13 protein-coding genes are annotated in these 14,533 nt (G+C 70.4%); 10 read left to right on the forward strand and 3 right to left on the reverse strand.

The genetic code is table 11. The features are described 5' to 3' along the window. Positions 1-360 precede the first annotated feature (360 nt). The 7 genes from ssd (at position 361) to BST28_RS24635 (ending at position 4,995) form a co-directional block, all read left to right on the forward strand. Complete coding sequence (ssd, locus tag BST28_RS05900; protein ID WP_083080310.1) at positions 361-1,473, forward strand: septum site-determining protein Ssd; 1,113 nt, start codon at positions 361-363, stop codon at positions 1,471-1,473. Further along, positions 1,470-2,654: a TadA family conjugal transfer-associated ATPase gene (locus BST28_RS05905; protein ID WP_065289405.1), complete on the forward strand. Its 1,185-nt coding sequence runs from the start codon at positions 1,470-1,472 to the stop codon at positions 2,652-2,654. The genes ssd and BST28_RS05905 overlap by 4 nt, the downstream gene beginning before the upstream one ends. Beyond that, on the forward strand, positions 2,651-3,451 hold the full coding sequence (locus BST28_RS05910; RefSeq protein WP_083080311.1) for a type II secretion system F family protein: 801 nt from the start codon (positions 2,651-2,653) through the stop codon (positions 3,449-3,451). Before BST28_RS05905 ends, BST28_RS05910 begins: the two co-directional genes overlap by 4 nt. Beyond that, entirely contained in the window at positions 3,448-4,023 is a 576-nt protein-coding gene (locus BST28_RS05915) for a type II secretion system F family protein (protein ID WP_065289403.1), read from the forward strand. Before BST28_RS05910 ends, BST28_RS05915 begins: the two co-directional genes overlap by 4 nt. Before the next feature lie 83 nt (positions 4,024-4,106). Next, the gene (locus BST28_RS05920) at positions 4,107-4,307 is read left to right on the forward strand and encodes a DUF4244 domain-containing protein (RefSeq protein WP_065289407.1); all 201 of its coding nucleotides are present in this window, start codon (positions 4,107-4,109) and stop codon (positions 4,305-4,307) included. Positions 4,308-4,313: 6 nt separating this feature from the next. Further along, positions 4,314-4,661, forward strand: coding sequence for a TadE family type IV pilus minor pilin (locus BST28_RS24630; protein ID WP_065289402.1), 348 nt, complete (start codon positions 4,314-4,316; stop codon positions 4,659-4,661). A gap of 16 nt (positions 4,662-4,677) precedes the next feature. Next, entirely contained in the window at positions 4,678-4,995 is a 318-nt protein-coding gene (locus BST28_RS24635; RefSeq protein ID WP_234808205.1) for an Rv3654c family TadE-like protein, read from the forward strand. 2 nt (positions 4,996-4,997) lie between these two features. On the opposite strand, the gene BST28_RS05930 is transcribed toward BST28_RS24635, so the two are convergent. Beyond that, on the reverse strand, positions 4,998-6,032 hold the full coding sequence (locus BST28_RS05930) for a PAS domain-containing protein (RefSeq protein WP_065289401.1): 1,035 nt from the start codon (positions 6,030-6,032) through the stop codon (positions 4,998-5,000). A gap of 293 nt (positions 6,033-6,325) precedes the next feature. Further along, a complete protein-coding gene (gene sftH, locus BST28_RS05935; protein WP_083080314.1) occupies positions 6,326-8,680 on the reverse strand; it encodes a DNA 3'-5' helicase SftH in 2,355 nt (784 codons plus the stop codon). 323 nt (positions 8,681-9,003) lie between these two features. Here sftH and BST28_RS05940 point away from each other — a divergent pair, with 323 nt between their 5' ends. From BST28_RS05940 to topA, 3 genes are all read left to right on the forward strand, one after another. Further along, positions 9,004-9,207 carry a cold-shock protein gene (locus BST28_RS05940; RefSeq protein ID WP_005138711.1) on the forward strand — a complete coding sequence of 68 codons (204 nt, stop codon included), beginning with the start codon at positions 9,004-9,006 and terminating at the stop codon, positions 9,205-9,207. Positions 9,208-9,339: 132 nt separating this feature from the next. Further along, entirely contained in the window at positions 9,340-9,951 is a 612-nt protein-coding gene (locus BST28_RS05945; protein WP_083080315.1) for a hypothetical protein, read from the forward strand. Positions 9,952-10,065: 114 nt separating this feature from the next. After that, on the forward strand, positions 10,066-12,843 hold the full coding sequence (topA, locus tag BST28_RS05950; RefSeq protein ID WP_083080316.1) for a type I DNA topoisomerase: 2,778 nt from the start codon (positions 10,066-10,068) through the stop codon (positions 12,841-12,843). Position 12,844: 1 nt separating this feature from the next. On the opposite strand, the gene BST28_RS05955 is transcribed toward topA, so the two are convergent. Beyond that, the gene (locus tag BST28_RS05955) at positions 12,845-14,515 is read right to left on the reverse strand and encodes an adenylate/guanylate cyclase domain-containing protein (RefSeq protein ID WP_109510996.1); all 1,671 of its coding nucleotides are present in this window, start codon (positions 14,513-14,515) and stop codon (positions 12,845-12,847) included. Between the last annotated feature and the right edge of the window lie 18 nt (positions 14,516-14,533).

A 14,533-nucleotide genomic window follows, 5' to 3' on the forward strand; every position in this document is an offset into this window, starting at 1 on the left:
ACCCGGTGCTATACCGGAAAGAGCACTTCAGCGCCGTGCAAAGGCGACGCGTCGGCATTTGGCGGCAACACTTGCGCCGAACCGGCCAGTCGTGTGTATAGTGGCATCACTCGGCTTATGCTGAGGGTGTATCGGCCCGACCCCCCGGGGTTGATACACGACGACCTCCGCCTCCTCCCCCCCCTGGCGGGGGTCGTCTTTTTTAATCGGTCATTATTCGCTGGAGTGGACGAAAAACTTTCCGGAAAGTGCTCAAAAACGGCAATTATGATCCGATTCGACTTGAAATTCCGATGACTGCTGCCTAACGGTTTTTCACAGCCGCAAATTTCATCCACATCCATCGCGTAGCGGCTGGCGATGCGGCGAACCGACCGCCACGGTGAGGGCGTGAGCACAGCCGCCGGCCTGTTGGCCCTCGTCACTCAGCCCGCATTGCGTGACGAATTGGAGCGGGTGGGCGCGGCGGTGGGCGTGCGCGTCGTCCATCTCGGTGCCGCCATCCCGAGCCGCAGGTCCTGGACGGCGGCCACCGCGGCGGTGCTCGACGAGGACGCCGCCGCCTCCTGCGTCGCGGCCGGGCTGCCGCGCCGCGCGCACGTCATCGTGCTCACCTCAGCCCAGCCCACCGCGGCCAGCTGGCAGGCCGCGGTAGCGGTGGGGGCGCAGCGCGTCCTGACACTGCCCGCCGACGGCAACGAGCTAGTCGCCGAGCTGGCCGTGGCGGCCGAGTCGGCGCGCGACGGCGGGTGCCGCGGCCAGGCGATCGCGGTCATCGGCGCCCGCGGCGGCGCCGGAGCCTCGCTGCTGGCAACGGCACTGGCGCAGCGCGCCGGTGACGCATTGCTGGTCGACCTGGACGCCTGGGGCGGCGGCATCGACCTGCTCGCCGGTACCGAGAACATCGCGGGCCTGCGCTGGTGCGACCTGACCGCGCGAAGCGGGCGGCTGACCTGGCCGGCACTGCGCGAGGCACTGCCCCGTCAGCGCGGGGTGAGTGTCCTTTCCGGGATTCGCCGCGGCCATGAGAACCACGGGGCCCCGGAGGTCCAGGCTGCCACCGTGGAGGCGGTGGTGGACGCGGGCCGCCGCGGCGGGATCACCGTGGTCTGTGATCTGCCCCGGGGCATGAGTGATCCGGTGGAGACCGCACTCGGCACAGCCGATCTCGTCGTCGTGGTCAGCCCGTGCGATGTGCGGTCGTGTGCGGCCGGCGCCGTGCTGGCGCCGCGTCTGCACGCGGCCAATCCCAACGTCGGGCTGGTGGTGCGCGGGCCGGCTCCGGGCGGACTTCGTGCCGCCGAGGTCGCCGAGATCATCGGGCTGCCGCTGCTGGCGACGCTGCGGGCCGAGCCGCGGTTGGCCGAGAGGCTCGAGCATGCGGGCTTGCGCCTGCATCGGCGCTCCGCGCTGGCGATGGCCGCCGATCGGGTTCTGGGCGTATTGCCCGCGCGAAAAGCCGTGGCAGCATGAGGGATTCGCTGATCGACCGAGTCCGGGAGAGGCTGGCTTCACAGTCGTGGGAGCCCCGGGAGTCCGCCGGGCTGCGTCCCCAGGCGGTGGCCGCGGCGATCCGGGCCGAATCCGGCGGGGTGCTCGGCGACACCGAGATGCTGTCCAACCTGCGGGTGTTGCAGACCGAACTGACCGGTGCCGGGATCCTGGAACCCCTGTTGTGCGCGCCTGGCACCACCGATGTGCTGGTCGCCGCCCCGGATGCGGTGTGGGTCGACGACGGAGACGGTCTGCGGCGCACGGAGATCCGGTTCGCTGACGAGACGGCGGTGCGCCGGCTGGCCCAACGGCTCGCAGTGGCCGCAGGACGCCGGCTCGACGACGCTCAACCGTGGGTCGACGGCCACCTCAGCGGGATCGGTACCGGCGAGTTCACCGTGCGCCTGCACGCCATACTGCCGCCGGTCGCCGCCGACGGGACCTGCTTGTCGCTGCGGGTATTGCGCCCGGCCACCCAGGACGTCGCCGCATTGATCACCGCCGGCGCGATCGCACCGCCGGCGGCGGCGCTGCTGGACGACATCATCAGCGCTCGGCTGGCGTTTCTGGTCTCCGGCGGCACCGGCGCCGGAAAGACCACTCTGCTGGCGGCCCTGCTGGGGGCGGTACGTGCCGAGGAGCGTTTGATCTGCGTCGAGGACGCCCCCGAACTCCAGCCCCGCCACCCGCATCTGGTCAGGCTGGTGGCACGCGCGGCCAACGTCGAAGGCGCCGGCGAGGTGGGCTTGCGCGATCTCGTCCGGCAGGCACTACGGATGCGGCCGGACCGGCTGGTGGTCGGCGAGGTCAGGGGCGCCGAGGTGGTCGACCTGTTGGCCGCGTTGAACACCGGGCACGACGGCGGCGCGGGCACCGTGCACGCCAACAGCCCGGCCGAGGTTCCGGCCCGCCTGGAAGCGCTGGCTGCGCTCGGCGGGCTGGACCGGGCCGGATTGCACAGCCAACTAGCCGCTGCCGTCCAAATGTTGTTGCACGTCGGCCGTGATCTCAGCGGTAGGCGGCGGCTCACCGACATTTCGCTGCTGCGCCGCACCGCCTCGGGCATGGTGCAGACCGCACCGGTATGGCAGGTCGAGCGGGGCCTGAGTGAGCACGTCACCGAATTCCGCGCCCTGCTGCGCGATCGGCGTCCGAGGTGACCGGCTCGGAGGTCACAGCGGTCGCGCTGGCCTCGGCGATACTGCTCGGCGTCTCCCCGCGCCGGCGGCTCACACCGAGTAACCGCCCCGGTCGCCGGGTCAGCCGGTGGGTCGTTCTCGGAACGCTGGGCGGTTGCGCCGCGGTGCTGGCCGCGGTCACGCTGCCGCCGAGCACCTGCCTGGCCGGGGCGGCGTTGGGTGCCACGGCGGCGCTGCGTCAGCGCCGTCGTCGCCGCGGCCGGCGTGCCGTGGCGGAGGCCCGCGCCCTGGAGAGCGCGCTCGATGTACTGGTCGGTGAGTTGCGTATCGGCGCACATCCGGTGCGGGCCTTCGCCGTTGCCGCCGCCGAGACCGGCCACGGACCGGTGGCCGCCGGCCTGCGGGCGGTGGTCGCGCGGGCACGCCTGGGTGCCGACGTTGCGACCGGCCTGCGGGATGCGGCCAAGTCCTCGGCGCTGCCCGCGCACTGGGAACGGCTCGCGGTCTACTGGGAACTCGGCGGCCAGCACGGCCTGGCGGTGGCCACCCTGATGCAGGCGGCGCATAGCGATATCGCTGCCCGGCAGCGGTTTTCAGCGCGAGCCGATGCCGGTATGGCCGGTGCGCGGGCCTCCGCCTCGATCCTGGGCTGCCTGCCGGTGCTCGGGGTGGGGCTGGGCCAATTGATCGGCGCCCGCCCTATCGGCTTTCTGCTCGGCGGCCCGGGCGGGGTGCTGTCGGTGGTCGGAGTGAGCCTGGTCTGCACCGGATTGCTGTGGTCGGACCACATCACCGGACGTGTGGGTGGCGTCTCGTGAGCACCGCCGCGGTACTGCTCGCGGTGGCCATGCTGACCGCCCCGTCGACGGTGCGGGCCCGGGCCGGGATACCCCGGCCGGAACGTCGGGTGAACCGCCGGCCGGTGCCGGGCACCGACGCGCTGGCATTCGCCGCCGGCCTCGACGTGTTCGCGCTCTGCCTGACCGCCGGAATGCCGGTCTCGGGTGCGGCTGCCGCGACCGCCCGGTCTGCGCCGCCGGAGCTGGCAGGCGCGCTGCGTCGCGGTGCGGATCTGTTGGCTCTGGGCGCTGATCCGGCTGTCGCGTGGTCGGTACCGGGAGACCGGTTGCTCGACCCGTCGACGATCGCGGTGCTCCGCCTGGCCCGACGGTCGGGCTCCTCGGGCACGGCCCTGGCGACCGGGCTCGGGGAGCTCGCGGCTCACTGCCGCGACGAGGCGGCGCACGCCGCCACGGCCGCCGCGGAGCGGGCCGGAGTGCTGATCGCCGGGCCGCTCGGGGTGTGTTTTCTGCCGGCTTTCGTCTGCCTGGGCATCGTGCCGGTGATCGCCGGGTTGGCCGGTGACGTGCTGCGCTCAGGTCTGCTGTGACCGCCGTTGCTTCGCGGACGAGCCGCGAGAACCCGGAGTGGGTGAGGGATAAGGGAGATTCCGTGAGAACACAGCTAGTTCAGGTGCGCAACATATTTCGTGCCGTCCAGCTCAGGCTGACGCTGCTGGCCTCCGATGAGTCCGGGATGTCGACGGTGGAGTACGCGATCGGGACGATCGCTGCTGCCGCCTTCGGTGCGATCCTCTACACCGTGGTGACCGGAGATTCGATTGTCTCAGCGTTGACCCGGGTCATCGGGCGAGCGTTGAACACCAAGGTCTGACGGGCGTTGACCGGGAATGGTCGGCTTGGCGACGATACCGGCGCCAGCACGGTCGAGGCGGCGTTCGCGCTGGCGGCCCTGGTCTCGGTGCTGGTGTTGTGCCTGGCCGGGTTCAGCGCGGTCTCCGCGCAGCTTCGCTGCCTCGACGCCGCACGGGAGGCCGCCAGGCTGGCGGCGCGCGGCGACACCCCGGCGGCCACGGCCGTGGCCCAGCGGATCGCGCCCGCCGGGGCCGCGATCCGGCTGCGCTCCGACGGCGAGTTCGTGGTCGCGACGGTCACCGTCCGGCCGGCCTTGCTGCCCGGGCTGGCCATTGCCGCCGAGGCGGTGTCGGCCGCGGAACCATCGCGGTGAGGCCGGCGCGGCCACGGTGGCCGCCGCCGCGATGGTCGCGGTGCTGCTGAGCCTCGCCGGTGGCGGCTTCGTGCTCGGTGCGGCGGTCATCGCGCGGCACCGGGCGCAGACGGCCGCCGACCTGGCCGCCCTGGCCGGTGCACGTCTCGTCCCGGCCGGCGCGGAAACCGCCTGCGCGCAGGCGCGGAGACTGGCCGCCCGCCTGGGTGCCGGTGAAAGCGACTGTGCGGTAGACGGACTCGATCTGGTGATGACCGTCGCGGTCGCCATACCCGGTTGGCGCATCGGGCCGGCCCGAGCGACGGCCCGAGCCGGGCCGGCCGGCCGGAGCTGATGCTAGGAGGCGCCGGCGGCCGGACCCAGCCCGGCGTCGGCCAGGTCCCGCGCGGTGGGAAGCCGCAGCGCGATCAAACCGGCGTAGGTGCCCTCCTCGAGCTCCACCCGGTTCACCGTCACATGCACCGGCTCCCAGCCGCCGTCGGCCTGGCGCAGCCGCAGCACCCCGGTGGCCGGCCCCTGGGTGAAGTCGGTTGTCATGCGGGTGATCAGGGCTTCGTCGTCGGGGTGAACCCGTGGCGCATCCACCGTGCCGCGCCAGTCGTAGAACGGACACGGGTCGTCCAGCCACTTCAGCAGTCGCCAGTCGGTCAGGTCCACCATGGCCCGGTGCACCCCGGGCTGGGCCAGTCCGTGCAGGATCTGCTGCGCCAAGAAGTCGGGACGCTGCACGGTGCCGTCGAGTTGCCCGCGCCAGTTCATGCCGCGCGACACCAAATGGTCACGCCCACTTGTGGGATCGGCTTCCCAGGCGGTGCGCGCCACGAAGCCCACCCGGATGGTCTCGCCGCGGAAGTCGGTGATATCCCAACTGCTGCAAATGGATTGGCCGGGCTCGGCCCGAATCGCCAACGCCAGCACCTTGTTCTCGTTCGGGCTGAAGTCGCGGGCCGGCAGCTCCTCGGCGAAAGCCCGGCCGTGGGTGGCCTCCACCTCGGGATCCTTGCCGCCGTTGGCCAGCGATTCCTTGGTGTCGGTGGCCACCCCCAGCGTCAGATCCCATTTCAGCGGGCCCGGGGTGGGGCGCTCCGGCGGCTCGACGTCGGGCGGGCCGCTCCAGACGTGCACGCCGTGCACGTGACCGTCGGACATCACCACCGGCTCGGTGCGGATCACCCGATCGTGCTTGGGGGTGATGCTGACCAGGCTCTGCCCGGTACGCATCGATTCGGCGATCGCGGTCTGGATCGCGGCCAGGTGCGGGCTACGACGCAGGAACTGCGCGATCGGCACCAGATTCTTCACCTGGCGTCCCTGTGCGACGACTGCCGGTTCATCGCCGAGTGTCTCCACCAGCAGCCAGTCATGTGCCATAACCTGCGATTTTACGGCCAACGGTTTACTACCAGCACCAAGGCAGGCGTTTACCCTGTTTCGCAGCCTGACTGCAGGTAGCGTCAGTGGGTTTCGAGTTGCGCCGCTCGGTTACAGCCGGTAACTTACGGCCGCGTCCGGCTTGTCACCGGGTTTGGGAACGGCTCGCCTTTTCGAGCGTTCGTCATGCGGCTCCGCCGGCGTTTCGGTGTGGCGCACTTGGCCCACTGCGCGTCTGCGGGGGTAGCCGATCGGGGGAGTCGGCCGTTCGGGGGGTCGGCCGACTCCCGCCATCATTGGCGAGCGCGGTTCAGCTCGCCGAGCACCAATCGCAGCACCCGCACCGCGCCGTCCTTGTCCAACGGGTCGTTGCCGTTTCCGCACTTGGGTGATTGCACGCACGACGGGCAGCCGTGCGGGCATTCGCAGGACTCGATCGTCGCCGCGGTGGCCGCCAACCAGGTCGGTGCCGCGCGAAAACCGCGTTCGGCGAACCCGGCACCGCCCGGATACCCGTCGTAGACGAACACGCTGGGCAGTCCACCCAGCGCGCCGGGCCCCAGCGCCGTCGACAGGCCGCCGATGTCACCACGATCGCAGCTGGCCACCAGCGGCAGCATCCCGATCGCGGCGTGCTCGGCGGCGTGCAGCGCCCCGGGGATTCGCGGTTCGGCGATGCCGCATTCAGCCAGCGCCTCGGCGGCGACGGTGTAGACCACCGCCGTGGTCGGCAGCGTCGCCGGCGGCAGGTCCAGCTCGATGAAATCCAGCACCTCGCCGGTGGGCAGCCGGCGCAGGTAGCCGACGATCTGGCGGGTCACCGTGACCGTCAGCAGGCCGAGGCTGACCGGCCCGAAGAACATGCGCTCGCCGTCACCGGTCACGTCGATGTCGGTGATCTCCCGCGCGAACGTCGCGTAGCCGGGATCCTCGGCGCGCACGAAGGCGATCTGGCGCTCGGTGTCCAGCGAGTCGACCACATAACTCTCGCCCTGGTGCAGATACACCGCACCGGTGTGCACGGTGGCCGGCGCCCGGCCGGCGTCGACGCTGCCCAGCAGCCGGCCGGTGTCGGCCTCGAGGATCACCACCTGCCCACCGGCCGATCCCCGGATGTCCACCGCCGGATGCGGGTCGAGCCCGGGTGCCGGGAAGTACTTCTCGGACCGTCGGCGCAGCAGCCCATCGTCGACCAGGTCCTCGGCGACCTGCTCGGCGCCCAGCCGGCGCACCTCGCTGAGGGTCAGCGGCAGTTCGGCGGCCGCGCACAGCAGCTGAGGTCCCAGCACATAGGGGTTGGCCGGATCGATCACCACCTGCTCGATCGGCTTGTCGAGCAGCGCTGAGGGGTGATGCACTAGGTAGCTGTCCAGCGGGTCGTCGCGGGCGATCAGCACGATCAGCGCCGTCTGGCCGCGCCGCCCCGAGCGCCCGGCCTGCTGCCAGAACGACGTCACGGTGCCGGGGAAGCCGGCGATCACCACCGCGTCCAGCCCCGCGATGTCCACCCCGAGCTCCAGGGCGTTGGTGGTGGCCAGGCCGTACAGCTCACCGTCGGCCAGCGCACGTTCCAAGGCCCGGCGGTCCTCGGCCAGATAACCCGCCCGGTAGGAGGCGATCTTGTCGACCAGCGCCGGGGCGACCGATTCCAGCCGGGTGCGGGCCGCCAGCGCGGTGAGTTCGGCGCCGCGGCGGGACCGGACGAACGTCAGGGTGCGGGCGCCCTCGGCGATCAGGTCGGCCATCACCCGGGCCGCTTCGGTGCCGGCGGCGCGGCGCACCGGTGCGCCGTTCTCCCCGGTCAGGTCGGTGCGCAGGGCCGGCTCCCACAGCGCCACCGTCCGGGCGCCGTGCGGCGACCCGTCCCGGGTGACCTCGGCGACCGGCTGGCCGATCAACGCCGAGGCGCTGGCGCCCGGTTCGGCGGTGGTGGCACTGGCGAAGATCACCGCCGGCCCCGGCCCCGTCGAGTAGCGCGCACACAACCGCAGCAGCCGGCGCAGCACCATCGCCACGTGTGAGCCGAAGATGCCCCGGTAGTAGTGGCATTCGTCGACGATCACGAAGCGCAGCCCCCGCAGGAAGACCGCCCAGCGGGCATGGTGGCGAAGCATCGACAGATGGATCATGTCCGGGTTGGAGAACACCCAGCGCGACCGCTCCCGGGCGAACCGGCGCAGCTCGGCGGGGCTGTCGCCGTCATAGGCGGTCGGGGCCACCGCCCCGGCCACACCCGCGGAGCCGTCCAGCCGCGAAACCGCCGCGGTCAGGGCGTGGGCAGTGCGCAGCTGATCGTGGCCCAACGCCTTGGTCGGTGACAGATACAGCGCCCGCGCGCGCGGATCGGCCGCCAGCGCGTTCAGCACCGGAAGCTGGTAGGCCAGCGACTTCCCCGATGCCGTGCCGGTGCTGATCACCACGTGACGTCCGGCGTGGGCGAGGTCGGCGGCGGCCAGCTGATGCGACCACGGCGCCTCGATGCCGCGCCCGGTGAAGGCGGCGATGACGTCGGGGTCGGCCCACTGCGGCCAGGCGCCCAGCTGTCCCTCGGATGCCGGCAGGTCGGCGACGTGGCGCAGCGGTCGTTCACCGGGTTCGACACCGGCGAGCGCGGCGGCCAGCAATTCACCGCCGAAATTCACCGTCATTCGCCTCGTCCCTGATCGCTCGCATGGCAAGTCCGCCGCCGTATTGTTCACCCCGCCTCAAAGCTTCGACAGGCTATTTAGGCACCGCAGTCTGTCCTCGACGCGATGAACATGGTTGACTGATGGACGGTCGTAGCTTCTGTGTTCGTGTAAGCCTTCGCAGGATCTGTGGTTGCGGCCGCAGTGCCCACGGGGAAGGGGCCGGTGCCCGCATCGGTCGACAGCCAGGGTACGGCGGCCGGAACAGGCCCGGGGCAGCGAAGGGCGGTGCCCCGAATAACGGTGCATCGCACCGGGCAAGAAGAGTAAGGAAAGATCGACAAATGCCACAGGGAACTGTGAAGTGGTTCAACGCGGAGAAGGGCTTCGGCTTCATCGCGCCTGAAGACGGGTCAGCGGACGTGTTTGTCCACTACACGGAGATCCAAGGGTCCGGCTTTCGCACCCTCGAGGAAAACCAGCGCGTGGAGTTCGAGGTCGGGCAGAGCCCCAAGGGCCCGCAGGCCACGGGCGTCCGCGCCGTCTAAGCAACTGGATTCGGTACCCCCCGGGCAGCTCCCCCCAACGGAGCAGAACCGGGGGGTTTCGTTTCGGGCGGGTCGGACCGGTTGGGCCGATCCCGTCGCTGCCGGAAGGCGGACCGGCCTACTGTCGGTGACGTGAGCCAGCTTTCCTTCTTTTCGGCAGAGTCGGTGCCGCCCAGTGTCGCCGACCTCACCGGGGTGCTGGCCGGCCCGGGACAGATCATCATGGCGGCCGGCGGCGCCCGGCTCTCGGTCGTGGTCGATGCGCAGTGGCGGGCGGTGGCCCTGGCCGAGATGATCAGCGAAGCCGGTCTGCTACCGGAGATCACCCGCACCGAGGAGGACACCCCGTTGGTGCGGACGGCGGTGGATCCCCGATTGCGCGCACTGGCCGAAGCCTGGACCCGCGGAGCGGTCAAGACCGTGTCGCCGGGGTGGCTGCCGGGCCCGCGGGCGCTGCGGGCATGGACGCTGGCCTCCGGCGCCGCGGAAGCCGACCGGTATCTGCTCGGCCTGGACCCCCACGCACCGGAAACCTTCGCGCCGCTGGCCTCGGCCATGATGCGGGTCGGGATAGCGCCCACCCTGATCGGCACCCGCGGCAGCCGGCCCGCGTTGCGGATCACCGGCCGACGCAGGCTCTCCCGGCTGGTGGAAAACGTCGGGGAAGCACCGGCCGATCCCGAGGCGTTGGCCCAGTGGCCGCGTGTCGAAGCGCCGATCCCGGGCCATCTCCGTCACCTTTGAGACAATTCCGCTCTGTACGCCGGTTTGCGTCGGCATGGCCGTCAGTGCGAGATTGTCAGTTGTCCACCGGCGGCGCGGCCTGCAGGTGGGGACAGAAGTGGAGCGTAAGCGCAGTTGGCTGACCCCGGCCGCAACGGCGGCACAAATTCACCTGTGCGGCGACTCGTCATTGTCGAGTCGCCCACGAAGGCACGAAAAATTGCCGGTTACCTGGGCAGTAACTATGTCGTCGAGTCCTCTCGCGGGCACATCCGGGACCTGCCGCGCAACGCCGCGGACGTGCCGGCGAAGTACAAGACCGAACCTTGGGCGCGTCTGGGCGTCAATGTCGACGCCGACTTCGAGCCGCTCTACATCGTCAGCCCGGACAAGAAGAGCACCGTCACCGAACTCAAAGGCCTGCTCAAAGACGTCGACGAGCTCTATCTGGCCACCGATGGTGACCGGGAGGGCGAGGCGATCGCCTGGCACCTGCTGGAGACCCTCAAGCCGCGCATCCCGGTCAAACGGATGGTGTTCCACGAGATCACCGAGCCGGCGATCCGCAACGCCGCCGAGAACCCCCGTGACCTCGACATCGACCTGGTGGACGCCCAGGAGACCCGCCGCGTGCTGGACCGGCTGTACGGCTACGAGGTCAGCCCGGTGCTGTGGAAGAAGGTCGCCCCGAAGCTGTCGGCGGGCCGGGTCCAATCGGTGGCCACCCGCATCATCGTGCAGCGCGAACGCGAGCGGATGGCCTTCCGCAGCGCCTCTTACTGGGACGTGGTCGCTCAACTGGACGCCAGCGTCTCGGATCCGACCGCATCCCCGCCCACCTTCACCGCCCGGCTGGTGGCCGTCGACGAGCAGCGGGTGGCCAGTGGACGCGATTTCGACTCGCTGGGGGCGCTGAAGAAGCCCGACGAGGTCAGAGTGCTCGACGAGGCGGCCGCGAACGCGCTGGCGGCCGGGCTGCAGGGCGCGTCGCTGACCGTGACCTCGGTGGAGGACAAGCCCTACACCCGGCGGCCCTATGCGCCGTTCATGACCTCGACGTTGCAGCAGGAAGCCGGTCGCAAGCTGCGGTTCTCCGCCGAACGGACGATGAGCATCGCCCAGCGGCTCTACGAGAACGGCTACATCACCTACATGCGTACCGACTCGACGACGCTGTCGCAGTCGGCCATCGATGCCGCACGTACCCAGGCCCGTCAGCTCTACGGCGAGGAGTACGTCTCACCCTCGCCGCGGCAGTACACCCGCAAGGTCAAAAACGCCCAGGAGGCCCACGAGGCGATCCGGCCGGCCGGCGAGACGTTCGCGACCCCCGACGCGGTGCGCAACGAGCTGGGCAGCGACGAGTTCCGGCTCTACGAGCTGATCTGGCAGCGCACCGTCGCCTCGCAGATGGCCGACGCCCGTGGCACCACCCTGAGCCTGCGGATCGGTGGGCAATCCGGCAGTGAGCAGGTGACGTTCGCCGCCAGCGGCCGCACCATCACCTTCGCCGGGTTCCTCAAGGCTTACGTGGAGACTGTCGACGAGCTGGCCGGCGGCGAAGCCGACGACGCCGAGCGCCGGTTGCCGCAGTTGAGCCAGGGCCAGCGGGTGGATGCCACCGAGCTGAGCCCGGACGGGCATTCGACCAACCCGCCCGCGCGCTACACCGAGGCCTCACTGGTCAAGGCGCTCGAGGAGCTGGGTATCGGGCGGCCCTCGACCTATTCGTCGATCATCAAGACCATCCAGGACCGCGGCTACGTCTACAAGAAGGGCAGCGCGCTGGTCCCGTCCTGGGTCGCGTTCGCCGTGATCGGGCTGCTCGAACAGCACTTCCGCCGGCTGGTCGACTACAACTTCACCGCCGCCATGGAAGACGAGCTGGACGCGATCGCCGCCGGGCGCCAGCGCCGGGTCGACTGGCTGCACAATTTCTACTTCGGCGGCGACTACGGCGTGGACGACTCGATCGCGCGGGCCGGGGGCCTCAAGAAGCTGGTCGGGGTCAACCTGGAGGGCATCGACGCCCGCGAGATCAACTCGATCAAGCTGTTCGACGACGCGCAGGGCAGGCCGATCTATGTCCGGGTCGGCAAGAACGGCCCGTATCTGGAGCGCATGGTCGCCGGCGACGACGGCGAGCCGACCCCGCAGCGGGCCAACCTGGACGACTCGCTGCCGCCGGACGAGCTGACCCTGGCGCTGGCCGAGGAACGCTTCGCCACCCCGCAGGAGGGCCGGTCGCTCGGTGTCGACCCGGCCACCGGGCACGAGATCGTCGCCAAGGACGGCCGGTACGGCCCGTACGTGACCGAAATCCTGCCCCCGCCCCCCGACGACGAGTCCGGCAGCACTGCCAAGAAGGGCAAGAAGCCGACCGGACCGAAGCCCCGCACCGGGTCGCTGCTGCGCAGCATGGATCTGCAGACGGTGACCCTCGACGACGCGCTGAAACTGTTGTCGTTGCCGCGGGTGGTCGGTGTCGACCCCGAATCGGGTGAGGAGATCACCGCGCAGAACGGCCGCTACGGCCCGTATCTCAAGCGCGGCACCGATTCTCGATCGCTGTCGACCGAGGAGCAGATCTTCGACATCACCCTCGAGGAAGCGCTCAAGATCTACGCCGAGCCGAAACGCCGTGGCCGCCAAGCGGCTTCGGCGCCACCGCTGCGTGAACTGGGTGCCGACCCGGCGACCGGCAAGCCGATGGTGATCAAGGACGGTCGGTTCGGTCCCTACGTGACCGACGGTGAGACCAACGCCAGCCTCCGAAAAGGTGACGAGGTGGCATCGATCACCGATGAGCGTGCCGCCGAACTGCTCGCCGACCGGCGGGCCAAGGGGCCGGTCAAGCGGGCCGCCAAGAAGACCACCCGCAAGGCGCCGGCGAAGAAGGCCGCCAAGCGCTGAGTCAGTCCGCCGCGGCGGAGGTCTCGCTGTCTTCGGTCGGGATCGCTTCGACCACGGCAAGATTCACCGGTCGTGCCAGCTGAGTGGGCACGGCGCGGCCCCGCAGCTCGACGATCTCGCCGACCTCCCAGCACAATGCCTCGGAGTCGACCGCCCCACTGACCGCGACCGCCGACGCCAGCACATGGCCCTGCTCCAGCTTGGCCAGCTCGGTCAATCGGGCGGCCTCGTTGACCGGGTCGCCGATCACGGTGTACTCGAAGCGGGCCCGGGCGCCGATATGACCGGCGATGGCCCGCCCGGCGGAGACGCCGATGCCGAACTCCTCCGACCCGAGCACCGGCAGCAGCCCGTCGTGCAGTTCCCGCGCCGCCGCCAGAGCGGAGCTGCAGGCGTCCGGGTGCTCGATCGGCGCGCCGAAGATGGCCAGCGCGGCGTCACCCTGGAACTTGTTGACGAAACCGCCGTGCCGCCCGACGGCCTCGACCACCACCCGAAAGAACTCGTTGAGCAGGTTCACCACCTCGCTGGGCGGCCGTGTCGACGCGAGCTGGGTGGAACCCACCAGATCGATGAACAGCACCGCGACATCGCGTTCCTGGCCTCCCAGCTCGGTGCCGCGCTCCAGCGCACGCCGGGCCACGTCCTCGCCGACGTAGCGTCCGAATAGGTCGCGCAGTCGCTGCCGCTCGGCAAGATCACGCACCATGTCGTTGAACCCCGCTTGCAGCAGGCCCAGTTCGCTGGCGTCGTAGATCTGCATGTGCGCGTTGTAGTTACCGCGTTGCACCTCCCCGAGCGCCCAGCGCAGCTGGCGCAGCGGGTCGGCGATCGACATCGACACCAGCACGGTGCCGACCAGACCGATCCCCAGGGCGGCCAGTGCCATGAACAGGATCGGGGTGAACAGCTTGTCCGCCGAGGCATTGAGCAGCGAGGTCTTGGCGGCCAGCACCGACAGCACGATCGCCAGCAGCGGCACCCCGGTCGACAGCAGCCAGGTCAACAGTTGGCGCAGGATGACCCCGGGCGCCAGCAGGTTCTCCGGCGCCCCACCGCGCAGTGCCGCCACGGCCACCGGCCGCAGCACCCGCTCGGACTGCAGGTAGCCGATGATCGCGGTGGCCGCCGCTCCCAGCGCGGTGGCGGTGACCACCACCGGCACCACGTCGTGGGCCACCGGCCAGCTGACGATGACGAACACCACCCCGCCCACCATCCAGTAGCTGATGCTGATCAGCGAGCGGTAGAAGGGCATCCGCAGCGCCCGGGACCGGGCCAGTTCGGTGTCGGCCGGGTCGGCGCCGGCGTCGGGGTCGGTGAGCAGGGCCTCTCGGCGTTGCCAGCGGAACACCGGCATGAGCAACGAGGTGCTCACCGTGAAGCCGAAGGCGAACAGCAACAACAAGGTGACGGCGAACCACACCAGGTTGGCGCGTGGCAGGTCCTGCAGATTGATCCGGTCCTCGATCGGCAGCCCGAACCGCAGGAAGCCGAACACGAACAGCGAGCCGATGATGTCGGCCTGCAACATGCTCAGGGTGAACACCGGCCACGGCGTGCGCAGCACCCAGCGGACGAATCGGTTGATCCGTCCCGCCAGGGTCTTGGTGCTCACCAGGACACCGTATCCGGCGGGGCGACGAAGCCGGAGTCCGAATGTCGCGGCCAGCCGCTACTGTGACCGGTG

The sequence above is a fragment of the Mycolicibacter kumamotonensis genome (assembly GCF_002086285.1).
Lineage (GTDB): Bacteria > Actinomycetota > Actinomycetes > Mycobacteriales > Mycobacteriaceae > Mycobacterium > Mycobacterium kumamotonense.